The organism is Paenibacillus sp. BK033, assembly GCF_004345425.1.
In the GTDB taxonomy this organism is placed as follows: domain Bacteria; phylum Bacillota; class Bacilli; order Paenibacillales; family Paenibacillaceae; genus Pristimantibacillus.
The window spans coordinates 68,592-89,270 of sequence record NZ_SLVP01000012.1 but is presented as its reverse complement, the minus strand read 5'-3'; the positions used below and the strand labels follow the sequence as shown (position 1 = coordinate 89,270).

30 protein-coding genes are annotated in these 20,679 nt (G+C 51.1%); 26 read left to right on the top strand and 4 right to left on the bottom strand.

Features of this window, described 5'->3' with window-relative positions; genetic code table 11:
• Positions 1–16 precede the first annotated feature (16 nt).
• The 19 genes from EV294_RS26990 (at position 17) to EV294_RS26910 (ending at position 12,683) form a co-directional block, all read left to right on the top strand.
• The gene (locus tag EV294_RS26990; RefSeq protein WP_132312616.1) at positions 17–670 is read left to right on the top strand and encodes a beta clamp domain-containing protein; all 654 of its coding nucleotides are present in this window, start codon (positions 17–19) and stop codon (positions 668–670) included.
• Complete coding sequence (locus EV294_RS30960) at positions 670–801, top strand: hypothetical protein (RefSeq protein WP_279513615.1); 132 nt, start codon at positions 670–672, stop codon at positions 799–801. The genes EV294_RS26990 and EV294_RS30960 overlap by 1 nt, the downstream gene beginning before the upstream one ends.
• The gene (locus EV294_RS26985; RefSeq protein WP_132312614.1) at positions 802–1,245 is read left to right on the top strand and encodes a hypothetical protein; all 444 of its coding nucleotides are present in this window, start codon (positions 802–804) and stop codon (positions 1,243–1,245) included.
• On the top strand, positions 1,245–1,544 hold the full coding sequence (locus EV294_RS26980) for a hypothetical protein (RefSeq protein WP_132312612.1): 300 nt from the start codon (positions 1,245–1,247) through the stop codon (positions 1,542–1,544). Before EV294_RS26985 ends, EV294_RS26980 begins: the two co-directional genes overlap by 1 nt.
• A gap of 89 nt (positions 1,545–1,633) precedes the next feature.
• On the top strand, positions 1,634–2,641 hold the full coding sequence (locus EV294_RS26975; RefSeq protein ID WP_132312610.1) for a hypothetical protein: 1,008 nt from the start codon (positions 1,634–1,636) through the stop codon (positions 2,639–2,641).
• Between the two features lie 315 nt (positions 2,642–2,956).
• Entirely contained in the window at positions 2,957–3,361 is a 405-nt protein-coding gene (locus tag EV294_RS31150; protein ID WP_481856096.1) for an HNH endonuclease, read from the top strand.
• A 27-nt stretch (positions 3,362–3,388) separates the two neighbouring features.
• A complete protein-coding gene (locus tag EV294_RS26965; RefSeq protein WP_132312606.1) occupies positions 3,389–3,589 on the top strand; it encodes a hypothetical protein in 201 nt (66 codons plus the stop codon).
• A complete protein-coding gene (locus tag EV294_RS26960) occupies positions 3,564–4,103 on the top strand; it encodes a crossover junction endodeoxyribonuclease RuvC (RefSeq protein ID WP_132312604.1) in 540 nt (179 codons plus the stop codon). Before EV294_RS26965 ends, EV294_RS26960 begins: the two co-directional genes overlap by 26 nt.
• A complete protein-coding gene (locus tag EV294_RS26955) occupies positions 4,100–4,294 on the top strand; it encodes a hypothetical protein (protein ID WP_132312602.1) in 195 nt (64 codons plus the stop codon). Before EV294_RS26960 ends, EV294_RS26955 begins: the two co-directional genes overlap by 4 nt.
• Positions 4,288–4,647 (top strand): class Ib ribonucleoside-diphosphate reductase assembly flavoprotein NrdI, encoded by a 360-nt coding sequence (gene nrdI / locus EV294_RS26950; protein WP_132312600.1) that lies wholly within the window; start codon positions 4,288–4,290, stop codon positions 4,645–4,647. The genes EV294_RS26955 and nrdI overlap by 7 nt, the downstream gene beginning before the upstream one ends.
• Positions 4,634–6,739, top strand: a complete 2,106-nt coding sequence (gene nrdE, locus EV294_RS26945; RefSeq protein ID WP_279513617.1) for a class 1b ribonucleoside-diphosphate reductase subunit alpha — start codon at positions 4,634–4,636, stop codon at positions 6,737–6,739. Before nrdI ends, nrdE begins: the two co-directional genes overlap by 14 nt.
• Before the next feature lie 22 nt (positions 6,740–6,761).
• Positions 6,762–7,730, top strand: coding sequence for a class 1b ribonucleoside-diphosphate reductase subunit beta (nrdF, locus tag EV294_RS26940; RefSeq protein ID WP_132312596.1), 969 nt, complete (start codon positions 6,762–6,764; stop codon positions 7,728–7,730).
• 17 nt (positions 7,731–7,747) lie between these two features.
• Positions 7,748–8,467: a PhoH family protein gene (locus EV294_RS26935; protein WP_132312594.1), complete on the top strand. Its 720-nt coding sequence runs from the start codon at positions 7,748–7,750 to the stop codon at positions 8,465–8,467.
• 198 nt (positions 8,468–8,665) lie between these two features.
• Positions 8,666–9,028 (top strand): dUTPase, encoded by a 363-nt coding sequence (locus tag EV294_RS26930; RefSeq protein ID WP_132312592.1) that lies wholly within the window; start codon positions 8,666–8,668, stop codon positions 9,026–9,028.
• Positions 9,025–9,177: a hypothetical protein gene (locus tag EV294_RS30475; protein ID WP_165930820.1), complete on the top strand. Its 153-nt coding sequence runs from the start codon at positions 9,025–9,027 to the stop codon at positions 9,175–9,177. The genes EV294_RS26930 and EV294_RS30475 overlap by 4 nt, the downstream gene beginning before the upstream one ends.
• Positions 9,174–9,989: a thymidylate synthase gene (locus EV294_RS26925; RefSeq protein WP_132312590.1), complete on the top strand. Its 816-nt coding sequence runs from the start codon at positions 9,174–9,176 to the stop codon at positions 9,987–9,989. The genes EV294_RS30475 and EV294_RS26925 overlap by 4 nt, the downstream gene beginning before the upstream one ends.
• 127 nt (positions 9,990–10,116) lie before the next feature.
• A complete protein-coding gene (locus tag EV294_RS31145; RefSeq protein ID WP_132312708.1) occupies positions 10,117–10,569 on the top strand; it encodes a 3D domain-containing protein in 453 nt (150 codons plus the stop codon).
• Positions 10,570–12,105 carry a hypothetical protein gene (locus EV294_RS26915; protein ID WP_132312588.1) on the top strand — a complete coding sequence of 512 codons (1,536 nt, stop codon included), beginning with the start codon at positions 10,570–10,572 and terminating at the stop codon, positions 12,103–12,105.
• A 182-nt stretch (positions 12,106–12,287) separates the two neighbouring features.
• Entirely contained in the window at positions 12,288–12,683 is a 396-nt protein-coding gene (locus EV294_RS26910) for a nucleoside/nucleotide kinase family protein (RefSeq protein WP_243711815.1), read from the top strand.
• Between the two features lie 9 nt (positions 12,684–12,692).
• On the opposite strand, the gene EV294_RS26905 is transcribed toward EV294_RS26910, so the two are convergent.
• Positions 12,693–13,046 carry a hypothetical protein gene (locus EV294_RS26905; protein ID WP_132312586.1) on the bottom strand — a complete coding sequence of 118 codons (354 nt, stop codon included), beginning with the start codon at positions 13,044–13,046 and terminating at the stop codon, positions 12,693–12,695.
• Positions 13,047–13,122: 76 nt separating this feature from the next.
• Between EV294_RS26905 and dcm the strand changes: the two genes are divergently transcribed.
• The 3 genes from dcm to EV294_RS26890 are packed head-to-tail and all read left to right on the top strand — an operon-like array spanning position 13,123 to position 15,473.
• Positions 13,123–14,445, top strand: coding sequence for a DNA (cytosine-5-)-methyltransferase (gene dcm, locus EV294_RS26900; protein WP_132312584.1), 1,323 nt, complete (start codon positions 13,123–13,125; stop codon positions 14,443–14,445).
• On the top strand, positions 14,445–14,828 hold the full coding sequence (locus EV294_RS26895) for a sigma factor-like helix-turn-helix DNA-binding protein (protein ID WP_132312582.1): 384 nt from the start codon (positions 14,445–14,447) through the stop codon (positions 14,826–14,828). Before dcm ends, EV294_RS26895 begins: the two co-directional genes overlap by 1 nt.
• Positions 14,829–15,473 carry a hypothetical protein gene (locus EV294_RS26890; protein WP_132312580.1) on the top strand — a complete coding sequence of 215 codons (645 nt, stop codon included), beginning with the start codon at positions 14,829–14,831 and terminating at the stop codon, positions 15,471–15,473.
• Here EV294_RS26890 and EV294_RS26885 read toward each other — a convergent pair.
• Complete coding sequence (locus tag EV294_RS26885) at positions 15,456–15,962, bottom strand: YhjD family protein (protein WP_132312578.1); 507 nt, start codon at positions 15,960–15,962, stop codon at positions 15,456–15,458. The two genes, EV294_RS26890 and EV294_RS26885, sit on opposite strands and share 18 nt — an antisense overlap.
• 119 nt (positions 15,963–16,081) lie before the next feature.
• Between EV294_RS26885 and EV294_RS26880 the strand changes: the two genes are divergently transcribed.
• The gene (locus EV294_RS26880; protein ID WP_347813063.1) at positions 16,082–16,924 is read left to right on the top strand and encodes an ATP-dependent DNA ligase; all 843 of its coding nucleotides are present in this window, start codon (positions 16,082–16,084) and stop codon (positions 16,922–16,924) included.
• A 254-nt stretch (positions 16,925–17,178) separates the two neighbouring features.
• On the opposite strand, the gene EV294_RS26870 is transcribed toward EV294_RS26880, so the two are convergent.
• Entirely contained in the window at positions 17,179–17,397 is a 219-nt protein-coding gene (locus EV294_RS26870) for a DUF3006 domain-containing protein (RefSeq protein WP_132312572.1), read from the bottom strand.
• Between the two features lie 2 nt (positions 17,398–17,399).
• Positions 17,400–18,257 (bottom strand): ComEC/Rec2 family competence protein, encoded by an 858-nt coding sequence (locus tag EV294_RS26865; protein WP_132312570.1) that lies wholly within the window; start codon positions 18,255–18,257, stop codon positions 17,400–17,402.
• A 155-nt stretch (positions 18,258–18,412) separates the two neighbouring features.
• Between EV294_RS26865 and EV294_RS30470 the strand changes: the two genes are divergently transcribed.
• The 3 genes from EV294_RS30470 (at position 18,413) to EV294_RS26855 (ending at position 20,010) form a co-directional block, all read left to right on the top strand.
• Complete coding sequence (locus EV294_RS30470) at positions 18,413–18,583, top strand: hypothetical protein (RefSeq protein WP_165930819.1); 171 nt, start codon at positions 18,413–18,415, stop codon at positions 18,581–18,583.
• A gap of 218 nt (positions 18,584–18,801) precedes the next feature.
• Complete coding sequence (locus EV294_RS26860; RefSeq protein ID WP_132312568.1) at positions 18,802–19,254, top strand: hypothetical protein; 453 nt, start codon at positions 18,802–18,804, stop codon at positions 19,252–19,254.
• Positions 19,255–19,620: 366 nt separating this feature from the next.
• Positions 19,621–20,010, top strand: coding sequence for a phBC6A51 family helix-turn-helix protein (locus EV294_RS26855; protein WP_132312566.1), 390 nt, complete (start codon positions 19,621–19,623; stop codon positions 20,008–20,010).
• The last annotated feature ends 669 nt before the right edge of the window (positions 20,011–20,679 follow it).

The window sequence follows — 20,679 nt, the reverse complement described above, 5'->3', positions numbered from 1 at the left end:
AATGGGAGCGGATTGAATGGCGATTAGCCAAGCGAAGAAACTCGAGTTGATTACGAAGCACAGTAGAAAGTTCGCAACAAAAATGAACGGAGCTAGTCCGGTGTTAGAAGGCGTACATTACTCCGCTGACGGTTCCGTTGTCGTAACGGACCGGCACAAACTTCTCCGTATTGGAGGCGCACATAGTTTCACGCAGCCATTCACGTCACATGCGGTTACTGGCGCACCGATCGACGGGCAATATCCAGACACGTCGCGTATCATTCCGATGGAGTTACCGACGCAGATTACGTTAATTAGTGACGGATTCAGACGCGATGACGTTAAGGACACAATTGCGCGCGTTAAGCTGGCGGTTGAAACTGCGAAAGTAGCAGGCGATAAGTCGTTCATTACTGCGTTGGTAGTCGAACGGTCCGTCGCTATGCTCGTTGTTAAAAACGAGGAGCCACGCGTTAAATTCTCCGCAGTTATTAACGCAGAACTTTACGGTCCTGACATGACGTTAGCGTTTAACGCTGAATTATTCCTCGCGGCGCTCAATGTATTCAAGGACGCTGGCAGTAAGCGCGTTACTATCGGCTTGATCAGCGCAACGTCCCCGATCGTGCTGCGTGACGAGGATAACGAGATCGACGCGGTAGTACTTCCGTATAGGAGGTCCGCGTAATGGAACGCGAAACATGCACGTACACATGTCCGAATTGTCGGCGTCAAATCCGCACGTTAGCGGACGAATACGGTGACCACGGCTGCACTTGCGGATGGGTGCCGTTTGATAGCGAAGAGGAGGACGAATAGATGAGCGTAGCAATTACGATAGGGCAACTCGAAGATTTAGCGTTTGAGGATTCGTTATTGACGCCAGAGGGCGTAGAACTTCGCGTCATAAAGAAAGGCAATTGGTCGCATGAGCATAAGTTTCAATCCCGTGAGATTATCTTTACAGACGGGGAGCGCTACTACCGTGGATCAATCGAACGCTCGGGTTCGGAATGGACTGATTGGGCGTACGGTTCTGAGTATTACGGTGACGGTCCGGCAGGCATTGAACGAGTACGTTTGGTCCAGCACGTGAGAGAAGTTTGGACTACGGACTTCTCGCAGCCTGTAATTGATTACGATCTACTAGCGGCCGCAGCTCGTGAGTTCATCCGTAAGTGCGACTGCGGACAAGCAAAGTCCAAACGTTCGTACGCGCAGTTCAAAGCGGCACTCGGCGAACAAGTAGAGGAGGCGATCTAATGGGCTACTACACGAAGTACAAAGTGAAAATCACGCCTGAGTCGGAGGCTGTCCGTCAGTCCATCGAAGCTGACGATGACCTATACGCGATTCATGAAGACGGGGATTCATACAAGTGGTACGGACATGAAGATGACATGCGTGAGTTATCGATCAAATATCCGGAACACACTTTCGAACTAAGGGGAGAAGGTGAAGAGGCCGGCGACATCTGGCGCAAATACTTCAAAAACGGGAAGATGCAGTATTGCCCAGCTCAAATCACGTACGAGCCGTTTGATGAAACGAAACTTATATAGAGGAGGCGGTTTAAATTAGCGTATTCACACGCATAGGGGCCACGCAGAAAACACGCGGCGAGCGATTGGTTGACGAATTTCTAACGCAAATGGACGCATATTACGCTAGCCCAGCGTCTTCCTTTTACGACGATAAACTGTCGCGTAAATTCTACGAACAGAAACTTCGCCACCTCGGATATAAACCGTACCCTAACGATGGTCTCATCACGTTTGGAGCGTCCGGTACGAACCTGTGCGATCGGCAGCTCGTGTTTAAGAATGACCGTGCAACTAAGCCGGAAAAGTCCGATGACCTTCCGTTCCGCGGCCGTCAACGGCGCCAGGGTACAGCGATTGTCGATTACGTACAACTCGATCTTATCCATATGTTAAAACGGTTAGGACCGCTGGCGTCGTTTACTATGGCTGTACGTGATAACGGGGAATGGGACTTCGAGGAGGCTGCGCAAGAACGCCGCGTATTCGAATGGCCGCATCCCGAAACGGGAGAGCTCGTTAAGTTCGCGATTACCGCAAAGCCCGACGGTAAGTTCGATTATGTCGTTGATGGATCACGCATCATCTTCGAATACAAAACGAAGGCATCCGGTCTCCGCGCTATGAACGGCAAGCTCGATTACAAAGGCGCGCAGGACGAGCACGTACGTCAGGTAACGGCCGAATCGCTCGTGTTCGGAATTGACGAAGCACTCATCGTTTACGAGTCAACGCAGAAGCCAGCGTGGTTTGATGACGCAGCCAGCACGTCCGTCACGAAAGGGCAGAAAACGTGGGAAGACGGTGCACCACGCCCGGATCTGCGTGCCTTCTACGTAGAGATTACGGAGGAGATGAAGCACGCGTTACTATCGGACCTGGCGCGTCAGGCTGCGTTGGTTTACGAGCAACGTACCGGCGGAGAAGTGCCGGAGGTTACCGTTGATAGTACGGACAAATGCGGATTCTGCCAATTTACGGACCACTGTAAGCGTACGGTTACTGACGGTAATGTCGCGAAGCTTCAACGTGCAGAGAGCGCGATGGCTACATCGAGCATGGCAGGTAAGAAAGAGCACTGTAACGTAGCCAAGTTTCTCGAAGGAGTGGCCGTCTAGTTGCGGAAGGTAACGATCGAAGCTGCTCGTACTCTTTTCGCAAGCCGCGGATGCCGCCTTACCTCCGACAGTATCAATAACGTTCGCGAATCTCTATCATTCGTATGTGTTTGCGGAAGGTCTGCGCAGATATCCTACGACAAATTTAGAAGGGGACAGTTATGCGGAGGATGTCGGTGGGAGCGCGGTTCAAGTAAACAAAGACGCACGATAGATTCAGTAAGGGAAACTTTCGCTTTAGGTGGCTGTGAGTTATTGAGCTCAGAGTATTCCAGCAATAAGCAGAAGTTAAGTTTTAGATGTTCTTGCGGAAACGTGACCGCTATCTCATTAGCGAAGTTTCAAGCAGGTCAACGTTGTCAGTCGTGTAAGGATCGTAGGATTTCAGAAAAACTTACAGGACCGAATAACCCTAGTTGGAAACCCGAACTAACAGAAGCCGATCGAGTTAAGGAGCGGACCATTCCTGGTTATGACGAGTGGAGGCGCAGTGTGTTTCGTAGAGATGGCTATATCTGCGTAATATGCGGACATGGGGGTAGACTTAACGCCCACCACATTGAGTCTTACGCTCGCGTACCGGAAAAACGGACTGACGTAACCAACGGCGTCACGCTATGTGAAGATTGCCATAACGAATACCACCGTAAGGTAAGTCACAACGATGCAGATATGGAATCGTTCGAATACTTTCTTACTGACTATCGTGAACCACGGTAAGCAGGCGAAAAAGAGGAGGCGGTCTAGTTGTTGAAACTTTTTAGCGCAATTATTAGCGCACTAACGATGGCTTGTCTGATTGGCGCGGTATGCCTCGGAGGTATGTTCGTTTACAGCTTAGTTATTGACGCAGCATTGTGGGTTCAAATCGTAGTCGGTGCGTTCTTCGCGTTAATCGCGCTTATTTACTGGATCGAAGGAGCTGAGGAAGACGAAGACAACGCGTAAGGAACCAGCGCAGCGCTTTCTCGGGCTAGACCTCTCGCTAAGTCCCGGAGTCGCTACGATTGAGGTACGGAATAGGCAACCGTATCTCATCGCGGCAGAGTCCGTCGCCACATCAACGGAGGACAACGATGCGGTTCGGTCCATCACGGTCGAATCGTTCATCGCGCGTCACATTTACGCTAACCGTCCGTACGTCACCGTTTTACGCGAGGACTTTACGGCCGGCCGTAATAAACGCGCGACTCAAACGATATTCAACGCGTGGGCAGCGGCCGATCGCGCACTCCATACGTACGGCTATACGGTGAATGACGTTAAGCCTCCGCTTAGTCCGACGAGCGTTAAGAAGCTCGTGACTGGCAACGGTAAGGCGGAGAAACCGGAAGTGGCGGCCGGTGTACGGAAGCTATTGCGGTTGGATCCGGAGTATAAATTCGCGACCGGCTACGATGACTCGGACGCTGCCGCCGTAGTACTGGCGTATCTGATCCGCGAGGAGCTGATCGATACATGACCGAGTTAAGGCGCGCGAAACTATGGCGCCAGGCTTACCGCAATGAACTCGAACTATTAGACGATGCGATAACGGCAGCGCGCGTTAGGCTCGCGGATTTAGAGGACCACCGAGCGCACATCGTAAAGAGCCTCGGTCATTATTCGGAGATAATCGAACGCGCAGAAACGGAAGGTGATCCGCCATGCTGATCGTTTACTATTCGCTGACCGGTAACGTACGGCGCTTCGTTGAGAAGACGGGGCGGCCGGCGCAAGAGATTCCGTTCGACTTTAACGTAAGCGAGCCGTTTATCATCGTGACGCCGACGACCGGATTCGGAGAGGTTCCGTCGAGAGTGACGCGGTTCTTACGGGATAACGCGGGGCTCCTGCGCGGTGTGGCTGCGTCAGGCAACCGTAACTTTGGCGCAATGTATACGAATGCGGCCGACATTATAGCAACGGAATATAACGTACCAGTTATCGCGCGCTTTGAACTAGCGGGAACAGACGAAGACGTACGTAATTTTAACGAAGAGGTGACGCGATATTACGGAGAATAAAGGCGCAAGCCATATCGAACTTAATAACGAAATCATGCAACGCGGCGAGGACGGTTGGTTCCAATTAGACCGCGACCAGGCTGCAATTGACGCATTCTTAGCGGAAGTAGCGGAGAAGACAATGACGTTTAGTCATCCGATTAACCGTTACGATTGGCTCGTAGATAACGATTATTATTACGATGTCCATGCGCAGTATACGACTCCGCAGTTAATGGGTATTCTCGACATCTGTTATTCGTACAACTTCCGCTTTGCTTCGTACATGGCCGCGTCGAAATTTTACAAGGACTACGCGCTCAAAACGGACGACAAAGCGCAGTATCTCGAAGATTACGAGCAGCATGTCGCGATCGTTGCGTTATACCTCGGCCAAGGTGATTACGCTTTTGCGGAGCAACTTGCGCGATCAATGATGGAGCAACGTCTTCAGCCGGCCACGCCTACGTTTATGAACGCGGGACGGGCGAAACGTGGCGAGATGGTATCGTGCTTCCTACTCGAGATGGACGACTCGCTTAATTCGATTAATTACGTACTCGGTACGTGTATGCAGCTCTCGAAAATAGGCGGCGGCGTAGCGGTTAATTTATCGAAGTTACGTGGACGTGGCGAACCGATCAAAGGCGTTGAGGGAGCGGCAAAAGGCGTACAACCCGTTATGAAACTGATGGAGGACGCGTTCTCGTACGCAGATCAGATGGGACAACGGAAGGGCTCCGGTGCTGCTTACTATAACGTGTTCGGCTGGGATATTGTAGAGTTCCTTGATTGCAAACGGATCAACGCGGACGAAAAAGTCCGTATCAAAACGTTGTCAATCGGACTTATCACGCCGGATAAATTCTACGCGTTGGCAGCTGCAGACGAACCGCTATACGTGTTCGGTCCATACTCCGTATTTAAAGCGTACGGACGTCACCTCGACGATATGGACATGACGAAAATGTACGACGAACTGCTCGCGAATCCAGACGTTAAGAAGCGCCAGGTCGGTACGGCCCGCGAGATGCTAGAACGGATCGCGATTACGCAATTGCAATCAGGCTATCCGTACATCGCTAACGTAGACAACGCGAACCGGCAGCACGCGCTTAACGATCTCGGCCGCATTAAAATGTCGAACCTCTGTACGGAAATTTTCCAGCTACAGGAGACGTCCGATATCGCAGACATTGGCGAAGAAGGAACGGTATACCGGCGCGACATTTCGTGTAACCTCGCCAGTCTTAATATCGCTAACATAATGGAGAGCGGCAAACTACGTGAGTCTGTACATGACGGAATGGCCGCGCTGACAGTCGTATCGGACTTATCGCGTATTCCTAACGCGCCGGGCGTACGTAAGGCGAACGAGGAGTTACATAGCGTAGGGCTGGGCGCAATGAACCTAAACGGTTTCCTCGCGAAGAATAAGATTGCGTACGAATCCGAAGAAGCGCGCGACTTTGCCCGTACGTTCTTCGCTGCGATGAACTTCTATTCGATCGAAGCGTCGATGCTGACCGCGAAGGAACGCGGCGTTACGTTCAAAGGTTTCGAGAAGTCTACGTACGCGGACGGAAGTTACTTTGAACGTTATCTCGCGGAAGACTTTGCGCCGAGAACGGAAAAGGTACGGGCGCTATTCGCAGGTATCGAATTGCCGACGGTAGCAGACTGGCGTGGACTCGCGATTGCGACTTCAATGTACGGTCTCTATCACGCGTACCGACTAGCGATCGCCCCTACGCAATCCATTTCGTACATTCAGAACGCAACCAGCTCCGTTATGCCTATCGTTGAGCACATCGAAACACGTACGTATGCGAACTCCACAACGTACTATCCGATGCCTTACCTCGCGCAAGACAACTACTTCTATTACAAATCTGCCTACAACATCGATCAATTCAAACTGATTGACTTAATTGCGGAAATTCAGCCGCACATTGACCAAGGTATCTCAACGATCCTGCACGTTAACTCCGACATTAGTACGCGGACGCTCGGCCGGCTGTATGCCTACGCGCATCACCGCGGCCTTAAGTCGCTTTATTATACGAGAACGAAACGCTTGTCCGTTGAAGAATGCACAAGCTGCGCAGTTTAAACGCGAAAAAGGAGACGATTAATTGAAGGCTGTTAACTGGAACGTACCGGAAGACTACGTAAACGCGTTATGGAATCAGAATGTCATGCAGTTCTGGACGGACGAGGAGTTTCCGATCTCAGACGACCTAGCGGACTGGCACGGAATGAAGTCGGAGGAACGGACCGTTTATAAGTCCGTTCTTGCCGGCTTAACCGGTCTCGATACGCAGCAAGCCGGCGAAGGTATGCCGCTTATTGCGTTGCATACGGAGGACCACCGTAAGAAAGCGGTCATGTCGTTTATGGCGATGATGGAATCGATTCACGCGAAGTCATACTCGTCCATATTCGCAACGCTTATTACTACGGAGGATACTGCGTACCTCCTCGAAGAATGGGCGCCATCACAGCGTCATCTAGCGTACAAAGCTGAGCGTATTGGTTCGTACTATCGCGCGCTGTTGAAACCGAACGCGACCGTTTATGAGCGGTATCTGGCGTGCGTGGCGTCCGTCTTCCTCGAGTCATTCCTGTTTTACTCCGGTTTCTATTATCCGTTGTACCAAGCCGGCCAAGGACGTATGACAACGTCGGGCGAAGTCATCCGCAAAATTATGATCGACGAGTCCATTCACGGACTGTTCGTCGGAGTCGTAGCGCAGGAGCTTCGTGCGCAGCTTACGGAAGACGAACTTAAGAGAGCCGCCGAGGAGACGGAGAAGTTACTGGCGGACTTACACGCAAACGAAGCAGAGTATACACGCGAGATTTACGAACCAATCGGATTAACTGCGGACGTGCTGCGCTTTATTGAGTACAACGCGAATAAGGCGTTAATGAACCTCGGTCTCGATCCGAAGTTTACTCCGGCACCTTTCAGCGCGATCGTATCGAACGGGCTATCGACCGACACGCAGCAGCACGATTTCTTTAGTAAGAAGGGCGACGGCTACATAATGGCGCTCAAGATCGAGAAGATGACGGACGCGGACTTCGTGTTCAACAAATAACGAGAGGGGCCGTACACATGGCGTATTACGGAGTTACCGCGAAGAACGAAGGGCAACGGGTAGCAGTCCGTGCTCTTCTTAACGATAAGCCACTACTATTCCTTACGGGACCAGCCGGTACCGGCAAGACGCTGATAACGGAAGCAGTCGGTCTCCACCGCTTAACCGAAGCGCAGGACTTCCGCAAGATGATGTATACGCGGATGCAGACGCAAATCGGCGTAGACCTCGGTGCGCTACCCGGCAGCGTTGACGAGAAGACGTATCCGTTCATGCGGCCGTTCCTCGATAACCTTGACGCGATGGCTCCGGAGGCGAAGCGCGCGTACCACTATCTCACAACCGGCGGCGAGGATAAACGTAAGCTCTTCTTTGACGCGATCCAAACGATGCGCGGCGGTTCGTTCCTGCACATGTTCGTTATGACCGATGAAGCGCAAAACCTCGATACGCATACGATATCGACCGTAGCAACACGGCCGGCTGACGGAACCAAGATCGTATTCCTCGGTAACTTCGCTCAGATTGACGACCATCGGCTGCGTACGCCTGAGACTAACGGACTGTACCGGTTGCTGGCGGGCTTGTATGAGGCTGGCGCGTTCGAGTACTTTGACCACGTTAACCTAACGGAAGTGATGCGCCATCCGGTCGTCGACGTAGTAGAGCGTATTCTACGTAATCACGATATGCCGGCGGAGTTCGCAACGTTAGAAGCACGAGGTAATATAGCTTAACGATACCAGTCCGCAGCCGCTACGTTTAGGGTTGCGGATTTTTTTCGATTACATGTCCCAATCCGCGTAATAGTGGGGGGTATGTATAGTATAAGGCCGCCGATAAAATATTTCGCTGCAACGTGTGCGAAACGGAAACGGCCGTCGTTACTATGGTATAAGCGCGAATACAGCGCAATTAAAAAGGAGGGCTGCGAATTGTACGATAGGCTTACGCAATTGTTTACGATGCAGAAAGCGCTCGATGAGCGGATTACCCAGGAACGTACGATCGAGAAGACAACCGACGAATGGGTAATCGGAATCACACTCGCTATGGAGTCGGAGATCGACGAGATTCGGCGCGAAGTTAACTGGAAGTGGTGGAAGAATCCGAAACGGATTAATACGCCGGCGCTGCAGGAGGAAATCATTGATATGTGGCATTTCCTCATCAGCCTATCCGATAAAGTCGGTCTTACCGCGGATGATGTGTACGAAATTTACACGCGTAAGAACAGCGAGAACCACGCGCGGCAGGACGGAACGAGCACGAAAGACGGATACGAGGTGATTGCGTGAGTAGGTCGTTTTGGATTCCGATTTTATGCGGTATTATTGCGAATATTGCAGCCGTTAATTATTTTGACGGCTCCCGGGCGGAAGGATTCATCGCATACCTTCTTGGCGCTATCCTCGGAGAGATCATCGTTAAGGAGGACGTGAAGTGAAGCAGTATCATGATTTACTACGCTACATTCTCGATAACGGCGTTGAGAAAACGGACCGCACCGGTATCGGCACGCTATCCGTCTTCGGCTATCAATCGCGTTATAACTTAGCGGAAGGCTTCCCGTTATTAACGACTAAACGCGTACATTGGCGGTCAGTCGCGTACGAGCTACTTTGGTTCCTACGCGGTGACACTAACGTTAAATACCTTCGTGAGAACGGCGTTACGATATGGGACGAATGGGCGGACATATACGGAAACCTCGGACCGGTCTACGGTGAGCAATGGCGTTCATGGACGCACCGATTCCCTGGCGAATACGAAATGGAAACGAAGGTAATTGACCAAATCGCGGACGTAACCGAGCAAATCCGTACGAATCCGGACAGCCGCCGATTAATCGTATCGGCTTGGAACGTAGGCGACCTCGCTCAAATGGCGCTGCCGCCGTGCCACTTCGCTTTCCAATTCTACATAGCTAACGGTCGCCTATCGTGCCAATTGTACCAACGGTCGGCTGACGTATTCCTCGGCGTTCCGTTCAACATCGCTAGTTACGCACTTCTAACGCATCTGATTGCGCAGGTTTGCGGATTGGAAGTTGGTGAGTTCGTTCATACGTTAGGTGACGCGCATATTTACGTTAACCATATCGACCAGGCTCGTACGCAACTAGAACGTGAACCGCGGCCGTTACCGACGCTGCGTTTGAATCCGGAAATCACGGACATTGACGCGTTTACATTCGAAGATATTGCGTTAGTCGGGTACGATCCGCATCCGCCCATTAAGGCGCCGGTAGCGGTATGACGTTCGAGGATCGCGTTGAGGAATTCCGTAAAGCAATGCGCGATTTACTAATTACGTTAGGCTTCGTTAAACTTGCGGATTGGCTGGCGCAAAAACTACGCAGAGAGGAGCGTGACTAACCGCTAACATTGCAGCAACGATCGTACTCTATTCGCTGTTATTTCTGACGTATAACGTACAGGAACCGCAAGTACAGGCGCAAGTTCCGACGCCAGCAGTTACGAAGGTAGTCGCGGAGTCATCCGAAGAATCACCGCCCGAGCCCGCGTGGTTAACGTTCACAGCCACCGCTTACGTAGCGGACTGCGACGGTTGTATCGGAATTACCCGTATTGGGATTAACGTAAAACACACGCAAGTTGACGAAGAAGGACGCAGGATCATCGCAGTCGATCCGGTTGTTATACCGCTAGGCACCGCGCTCGATATTCGCATAGGCAACGAAGTAATCGAAGCGGTAGCGGCCGACACTGGCGCCGCAATTGATGGGCGTGAGATCGACGTATTGATGGCAACGGAGGCCGAAGCGGTCGAGTTCGGAAGGCGAGACGTACAAATACGAATTAAGGGAGCGGATTAAATGCGTAAAATTGACGGACGCAAAGCGGAAATTACTAGTCCTGGAAGACGTTTCAGTACGTACTGGGAATTCGCGAGAAAACACGGTTATCCTGACGCAGTAGCCGAATCTGATTGGCACGATAAGCGTCAGACACCCCAGGAAGGGGACATTGTAACGCTCCTCACTTCCGGGCCACACCTTACGATGTATGAAGGCGATACGTTATGGATCGTTGAAGACGCGAACGGAGATCGCCATATCTTTAACGAAAAGGGGCTGCGTATACTGGAAAACGTAAACATAACAGTACTGAAGGACGAGACACTTGGCGGCATTGAGCGCGAGTACACGGAGGTTAAGCGGAAGGCGCACATAGGTGAGCGGATTAAGAACACCTCGCAGAGCTTCGACCTTCCGGTCGGGTATGTGACGGAGGTAACCGGCATTGCAGCCGCCGGCATGGTTGAGTACGTGGATGCCGCTGGGGATGAGCGTATGCGTGCGGAATTCACTTACGTAGTCCTAGAGCCGACCGATATCGTACGCGTTAACGGAGAACGTCTGCGGATGGTTGAACGTAAGGCAGCGAAAGGGGAGCGTGTTATTGTAGTAAATGATCGAGATGGTACGGGCGGCTCAGACGGATATTATTTTCGTACAGGTAACACGGGAATTGCAATAAGTGTTGATTTTGTTAACTTCAGCGGAAACGAGTATGTACTACAGGACGGGCGCTGGGGAATCGCCCCGCGCGCATACTGCGTACTCGAACCGGTCAGTAGCGTCCAATCTACGTCCGCCCAACCGCCAACTGAGCCATCGATCGCCGAGCTAATCGCAATTACCGACGGCCTTACGGACGCCGTGGCGAAATTAACGCGCAAAATCGTCGAATTGGAGACGCACGTAAAGGTGACGGAAGGGGACGTCGTGTTGATCGAATCCGGAGTTGCTGACGAAATCGACGCGTTGAAACAGGCGGCCAAGCCCGTTAAAGAACTGACGCGTGATGACGTCATTGAACGTGCGAAGGCGGACGTTGCGAAGTTACAGACGGAGAACCACGAAGATATACCGGCATTGACCGGTTTCCGCGTAAAGTACTACGCAGGCTGGGACGAAGTGAAGTTCGTAGTGAACCACGATAAACGAACCGTCGTTGCGCTTCTATCGCTTGAAGGTACGGTTTGGGCACGCGGCATCGCAAAAGCAGCGCCAGGCGACGTATTCAACTCGCACATTGGACGGGCTATCGCGTTGAGAAGAGCGCTTGGTCTCGAAGTGCCGGCGGAGTATACGAACGCACCGCAGCCGAGTGAGCCGCGCGTAGGGGATATAGTAGCTGACGGGATTAGGACGGGACGCGTTCACGCAGTGCGTCCGAAAACCAAAACTGCCGGAGCGTATGAACACGGGCTGGTGTTATCGGATGCCGAAGCAGGGCTTACGTTCATGATTACGTTAAGCGGTAAGCCTTACGAGTATTGGACGCGTATTAAGAGCGTGACTGTACTTGACGACAGCCGCGAAACAGACGAGGAGGTGGCGGTTTGAACATCGCCCTCTGCGGACTTATGCGTTCCGGCAAAGACGCGGTCGCAGCGCACCTCGTCGCCAATTACGGATACACACGTTTCGCATTCGGAGACGGCATCCGCGAAGTAACGCGCCGGCTTTATCCGGAAATGTACGCCGACGGCAAAAAGCCCCGCTCGTTACTGCAGGGTTTCGGTCAGATGGCGCGATCGTTCGACTCGGACGTTTGGGTTAACGATTGCTTCCGGAGGATTTCCGGCGCAGAGCGGTTACAGCGCGCTAACGAGGAGTTCTACGGTGAACCCACGCAGCCATTCCGCGCGATCCTCACGGACCTCCGCCAGCCCAACGAGTACGAACGGTGCCGCGCTGAGGGCTTCGTAATCATCCGCGTTACAGCACCGGACGGCGTGCGGATCCAGCGTGCGATCGACGCGAAGGATACGTTCAATTACGCGGACCTGGTGCATAGCACGGAGTCACACGTCAGCAGCTTCGTGGTCGATTACGAGATCGAGAATAGAGGTAGCTTGGCGGAGTTGTACACGAAGGTAGACGAGGTATTGGCGGATTTAAACGCAAAAAAGATCACGTAAACTAGGCAATTACGTGATCGGACGTTCCGCTATAAATACGAGCCAGCCGTCTTGCTCCGCTTCAAACACATAACGCAGCGACTCCGCTTCCAGGCGCGCCTTCGAATAGAAGCGCGATGCAGAGATATAACCGCGCTTATCGATGTTGGCCGCCGTCGGGTCCGCCTTACTTTCCGCGAGTCTTAACGCAATGGCCCGTTCGGTCGCGTCATATCCGAGCACAACGCGGTTGCCTTCGTTAAGCTTATACATTTCTACGATGTCCGCAGACAAACGTATTCTCTTTTGTTTATCAGTCGCTACGTAAAGGTTAACGAGCGGTACAGTTTCGATATGAAACCGTTTTGGTTCGGTGCCGGACATATGACGTAAAACCTCCGAGTTTTTAACGTAATTACGCGTTTATTTCCAATTATATAACGAAAGTGGGGCGTTCACAATCGCAGTACTCAAATATATCGAACTGTTCGCTGGTATTGGCGGCTTCCGTTCCGCACTTGATCCGTTAGGTGTCGAGTGTGTATTTGCAAGCGAAATCGATCCGTTTGCAACGAAGTCGTACCGCGCTCTGTATAACGGTGCTCCCGAGCTCCACGGTGACATCACGAAGATTAACGAACACGACATTCCGGACCATGATGTATTAGTCGGCGGCTTTCCGTGCCAGGCGTTCAGCGTAGCCGGCCAGCGTAAAGGATTCGAAGATGCGCGCGGTACGTTGTTCTTCGAGATTGCACGTATCGCGGCCGTTAAACAACCGCGTTTGATGCTGCTCGAGAACGTTAAGGGCTTGCTATCGCATGATGGCGGACACACGCTCGAAGTAATGGCGTCAGTCCTTAACGATATCGGATACGCAATCGACTTCCGCGTGCTTAACTCGAAGCATTACGGAGTGCCTCAGAATCGTGAACGGATATTCATCGTATGTAGCCGCGATGCAGAACACGCAGATTGGAGCGTAACCGGTACGGATGTTGTCGCGAAAGCTAAGCGCAGGATTCAAACGTTAGGTGTGCGTACGTTTAACTTCGATTGGCCGACGAATGATAACGTGACGACACGGTTAAGGGACGTCTTGGAGCAGAACGTGGACGAGCGTTACTATCTTAGCGAAGAGAAGGCAGTAAGTTTAATTACACGGTTAAATAGCAAAGAACCGTTAATAATTCAACGCAGTCGAGGCTTTAATAAAGGAAGTGAGCACCAGGTAGCGCCTCCACTTACGTCTCACAGTTACGAGCAAAATAATCACGTAGTAGAACCGCAGCTTGAACAATACTCCGAGGGTAACGGTATCGCCTATAATGTTGACGCCAACTACTCCAAGGGAACTTCGCTAGGTGATATTGGAAAGGGACGTCGTACTCACATAATCGAGAGTGTTGCTCTAACAGAAAGGCGCTCGGATGAAGCTAAAGCTATACGTAGAGAAGCCCGCAAGGAAGGCCGAGATTTTTCACCAAGACGCGGTAAAATATTAGTTCCTCGTGAGGATGGTCTTGCGAATTGCGTAACGGCGACGCAAACAGTTGAACAGACATTGTTAGAACAACCCCTTTATCGGATCCGTAAACTCACGCCGCTCGAATGTTGGCGTCTACAAGGCTTCTCGGACGCTGCGCACAACACGGTAGCAACCGCAGGTATCTCAGACTCGCAACGCTATAAACAGGCAGGCAATGCCGTAACAGTCAACGTAATCAGCGCCATAGGCAAGCGTTTGATTCCGTTATTAAATCCGCAGGAGGTGACCGTATAATGGGCGCATGTAACGTAGATCTAACGCAAGACACACGTAAATATACGCAAAAGTACGCACTCAACGACGTAGCCGGCGTAAAATATCTTCTCCGCGATCGTCACCGTATAGCATCCCGCCGTTTCCGCGGCGACACGGCTGCATCCGATATCCTCATCGATCTTCACAGCGCAATCGAAAGCGCCGGCTTAACGGATCGCCAGGCGGAAGCTATCGCGCTCGTTTACGGCCTTGACGTCACACAAACGGAAGCAGCTCGCGTTATGGGAATCGCGCAGAAGAACGTGAGCGAGACGATTGATACCGCGGCTGAAAAGATATGCGCAGTATTCAAGCGTTGGGATTACGGTGAGGTCACGGTCGAACTAGAGGAGGCAGAATAGATGACGTTAACATACACGGAAAGATACGCGCAATTAACCGCGCAAATTATTGATAACGTAAAGCGACGTAAAAATGACGCACACTTACGGTTTGCCTACAACGGAACGCCATACGATTTGGCTGACCGGTCGCAGCGCATCGAACTTATCCGCTACGTTACACGAGATTACGCGTTAGAACACGGCGAGGTCAATCAGCGCACTATCGATGCGTGGGAGGAACGCGATTGTAAAGGTGAGCGGCCGGCTTCCTTACCGTTAGACTCCGCGATGCTTGACCGGCTTACCGACGCAATTCTCGACGAGGAACTAACGGATCCGAACCCGCACAAAATTGCGCAAGAAGAGTATCCGTTCATGTCCGATAGGCAACTTGATCTACGCCGCGATCGTGAAACGGGATTAAAAGAGGCCGAGGAGACGGGAACTGACGGCCGCAACTACCGCAAGCCAACGAAGCGCCTTCGTACAAGATACGAAAACTGGCGCGTAGATAACGGTGCTCAGATACGTAATGTAGAGCGCGCTGCTCAGTACAAACGGGATACCGCGCCTGGTCCGGTCGTTACCGTTAAGTCGGAACCATTTACCGCGGCCAAAAGCGTAGCAGCTACGTGGCGCGACCGGCTAAGTCTCGTTTATTGAAAATACACCGTTAATGTAACGCGCGATCATCGCTCCGATATGAGTTCGGGCGTACTCGCGCGTTATTGCGAATCCGCCTTCATGGCCGCGGCATTTATACGCGTAGGAAGCAACGCCATCGACACTTTCGCCAGGGTATACGGTTATGTTCGAACGTTTAAGTGTTATCGCGATTTGTTCTATATCGTGTTGCATATTCGCTAAACAAATATTCGTGACCTTAACGAAGAGGGGCTTTAGCGTACGTCCTTTTTCTTCGAGTTGGTGACGGTTCTTTTCCGCGATCTTCTTTGCCATCGGTAAGAGTACGTGGTCATGCATTAGCTGTAGCTCTTCGCGTGAGGCTGGCGGTCTCTCCGGTTTAAGGCCGGCTGCTTTGATGCGATCGCGGTCCATTAACTGCAGGTATTGTTCGCGGTGTTCCGGAAGCATAATACGCGATGCTTCCCAACGGCCATTTCCGTAAAGCTTTTTACTATTCGCGTTCATAGCGCAATCACCTCACGCTTATTATATGCGAACGTGTGTTCTATTATCAAGCGCATAATTTACCACGGAAGCTTATACCGTAGTTTGCTATGATTAGTATGAGGTGATTCATCATGTTTATGGCACCAATGCTACTGGAGAAACGGGAGCAGCCGTTTGAAGACGAGCGGTTCATTTTCGAGCCCAAAATCGACGGTCACCGGTTAATCCTTTCATACTCGGACGGTAGTGTCCGCTTATATACGCGCCACAACAACGAAGTCACGCGCCAGTACCCGGAGCTCCATGACGTTCCAATCGACGCAGATGAAGCCGTGTTAGACGGAGAAGTTGCGTACGTCAATCCGCAGACTGGCGCGGTCGAGTTTGAAACCGTTATGGAGCGGTTTATGATGACGAAGCCGCAGCGTATTAACGACGGGCGTACGCGGTTACCGGTTCATTTCTTCGCGTTCGATATATTGCGTTATAACGGCGAGGACGTACGTAACCAGCCGCTAACGGAACGCAAAGCGCTACTGGACGCGATTCTCACGAATACTGCGCATTTCAGCCGTGTCCTAAGCGTTGACGGTTCCGGAATTGCGTTATTTAACACGATTAAGGAGCGCAAATTAGAAGGGATCGTCGCTAAACGGAAGGATAGCGTATACGTCGGCCGGCGTTCCGATAATTGGCTCAAAGTCATCAATTACGAGTACGCCGACGTTCATATCGCGGGATATCGGAAGGATAATTTCGGGTGGCTCGCGCACTATAACGGCAGACCTGCGGGTATTATCGAGTTAGCCGTGCCAGCTGCGCATAGGAAGGCGTTCTATGGCGTCGCGCAATCGATCGTGACCGGTGAGGACCACGAGTATGTGTACGTTCAGCCGCGGATTAAGGCACGCGTACGATTCCGTAACTGGACGAAGAAGGGGTATCTACGTACGCCGGAATTCGTTAGCTTCGTTAAATAAAAAAGGCCGAGTTTGCGCTCGGCTCTTTCTTTATCTCGCGTATACGAATGTACAATTCCGTTTAATGTAATTTTCTCCGCCTATGACTACGATGTCCTCTTCGTCTTCTTTTAACGCCTCTATCCGGCCACTTCCAATTAGCTCTGCGTCCTGGAACGCGAGGACTACCGTATTCTCAATCATCGCGGTATGAAAATGAAGGTGCGACGTAAGTTTGCGGAATCCCAGGTATGTTTTCTTATCCATAGCGTACCTCACTCGAATAATTCGTCCATAAGTTCGTCGATTTCTTTGCGCAACTTCTTCGTTGCTTCTTTATCCACGCGGTAAGACCCGTCGTCCCCGATAATAATTGCGTCGCCCACACGCGCACTCTTCGGCAATAACGCCTTATCTACGTCAACCGTATCGCCATCTATTTCGATGACCGCGATGTTACCTTCGAACCGATCGATTACGCCCCGTTTCTCCATCGTTATTTCTCCGTTTTAACCGTAATTTTCGTACCATCGCTCACGAACGTGATCGTTCCGCTCTTATCCGTACGATATACCGTTGCTTTGGCGTTCTTTAACGTGTTTAACGTAGTCTGCGTAGGGTGTCCGTAACTGTTCTTCGCACCAACGCTGATTACCGCATACTTAGGCGCTACAGCTTTAACGAACGCAGCCGAAGAGGACGTGTCCGAACCGTGGTGGCCGACTTTTAATACGTCAGCCTTTAACGTTGCCTTTGACGCAATCATATCGGCCTCCGACTTTTTCTCCGCGTCACCTGTGAACAGGAACGAGTTCTTACCGTTAACTACGCGTAATACCGCACTCCAGTCGTTGAGGTCGGCCTTCGCGTACTCTTTCGTAGGGCCAACGAAGGTAGCCTCGATACCTTTGAGCGGTAACTTAACGCCGGCTTTCGCTTCCTTAATCGTAAGTTTCTCCGTTTTGACCGCGCTAAGGAAGTCTTTAAACGTCTGCGTCGTATGCGAGACTTTCGGCGCGTATACCGACTCGACCTTGAACGCGGTAAGAACAGCGTCGAGGCCTCCGACATGGTCCGCGTCTGGATGCGTAGATATCATAACTTCGATATCGTCAACGCCGAGCTTTTTAAGATCGTTAACTACGTCGTCGCCGTAGCTGTTATTGCCGCCGTCGATGAGGATATCGTCACCATTCGGCGTTTTTATGTACGTCGCGTCACCTTGGCCTACGTCAAGGAAGTAAACGGAGAGCTTACCCTTCTCCGGTTTAGTTGGCGCGGCTGCGTACGCTGGAGATGCGAGTAATGATGTGATTAGTGTGGTAGATAGAGCGATTATTTGCAGTTTTTTCATCGGATTAACCTCCTAGTAATTACCTCTTATTTTACTACGTTTCCAGTAAATTTTCGATGCAAATACCGTATATTTTGTTGGTTTTCAAGGCTATACGTATTAGACGGCGCCAAAAGAAGGCGCTTTTTTAAAATTAAAAGGAGAGTGTTTAGTGAATGTACGGAATTAAACCTATTGACGCAGAAGGAAATGAGTATTTGCTTCGTAATGAGGAAGACACAGCTTACGAGAACTTTGCCACTTTTGAAGATGCTGATGACTTTAATTACGAGTTTGAAGATACTCTCGAAGAAGGTCTGCGCAGCGAAGTTACTGAGATTAACTAATTGGAGGTCTTACGTATGAATAACGCGTACCTTTTCTGCTATTCGCCCGCAATGTTTCAGTTTTTGCGTGCGCGAGGCCACCGATATATTTGCGTAGGAATTAACGAAAGGACAGGCGGCCGTTTTTGGTTATACGCCAAAGATGACGGGCTTAAGCGGTCGCTTGACGATTATACAATCGTAAGTTAAGCGATTATTGGAGTAGGGAGCGTGGAGTCATGAAAGCAGATTTCGAGCCAGTCCGAGATTTTACGAAAGTACACAACGCGCTTTTCACGTTATATACGCGGTTGCCTGACTTTAAAGCGGAGCACGCGATGTTATATACGTATTTAATGGCGCGCTTCAATCCGTCATATGGTTACGCGTTCCCAACGTCATGTGATATCGCACTGGCGTTAAACTGCGGAATTAACCAGGTGACGGCGTATAAGCGCGTTCTTAAGAAATACGGCCTAATCGCAACAAGGCGACATCCTACGTACGGCAACGATGTATATACGCTAAGAGCTCCGATCGTAGAAGAAGCGGAATTTTACGCAGCATTTCCGGATGCGAGCGATTATTACGAACGTAGGCTGGCGCAATTGTCTGCGCGAAAAGAACGACCGGACAAGGCTGACGCGGTAGAGGATACCGGTGAGATGGCGGCTTTAGCGGACTGGCTATGAGGCAAATCACCGTTTTAGTGATCACCTAATCACCGAAATGGTGATCCGCTTATCACCGTTTTAGTGACGTATATAGATTTACGCAATAAATACTTACGTATAAAGACTTATAAATAATAGCGTCGTCACATACGTTCCTAGCTACATTTCGGTTAGATAAAGCACCTAACCTCATGTAATAAATAAAGAATAGATAATACTGGACGCGTAGATTTTGACGCGTACAGACAAGGAGCAAAAGCGACGCGTTAGTATATAAGAGCTCTTCGGAGAGTGTGAACACTCATCGTTGAGCTCTTACGTTTATTAGCGTAGGTAACTAACGTTAGGTTAACGTATATGACTGCGGAAGGAGGACGTTAATATATGGCGAAGCTTAACGCTGAACAAATGATAGCTATCGAATGGTTATCAATACCGCGTAGAGGCGGAAAGACTTACGCAGAAGTAGCGGCTATTTGCGGAGTAACTGACCGTACGCTCGAGAACTGGCGTAAGGACCCTACGTTCGATCGCGAACTAAAACGTGCGATGATACGGAATAACAGCGATAAGTTACCGGAGCTAGTCGAGTCAATCGTAGACATCGCGATTCAAGACCGTAATGCCGCGATGGCAAAGCTGGCGCTGCAGGTTAACGATATGCTTACGGATAGAGTCGAAGTGGAAACGAAGGACAGCGCGAGTACGGACATCGATGCGTTGAAAGAGCGTATAGAGGCGCTGAAGCAACGCAAATCCGAAACAGCGGAATAACAGCGCATTATATGTAGCGTTGGATTAATAGCGCTTCGGAAACGTTCGGATTGCGGGAGAATTTATCAGCACACGGCCTCTGACGCGTGCCCCTCGGAAAATTTTCAACGTTCGGACATGCGTTAATCGATCCGTTTCGTGCCCGTTTGTTTCCGTTTGACTACGATTCGTACGAAAAGAGAGCGGTCGAGCGTGGCGCAAACGGAAGAACCGCGTAGGAATGCGGGTTCCCAGCGATCGGACTTCCGACCAAAAGATGAGTTTTATACATATGCCAACGCTTTAACGCGGTGAAGCGTGACCCCCGGGCGGGGTCGAAATCGGAGGGTCCGTGTCCTGGCGCCAGAGAAATCCGCGTATCAATTTTTATCTTTGAACTTTACGGAGCGCGCCTAACGTACTCCTATCGTTCATCACACGAATTACACACGTATTAGGCGTTCTAGCACTCCGGATGGGTTATCGTAGCCCCTCGGTACTGGAACGCCTATTTGACGTGAAATTTTACGGAAGGGAGGGCGGTACATATCGCATGGGTTAGCAATCGGTGGCTTAACGCTAGTGAACGCGGCGAGCTCATCACGCAGTTACGAAGCGTTATCGACACGGTAGACCTCGCGGATATCGACGCCTTCCCTGACGATATCCAACGTGAGCTATTCGAAACGG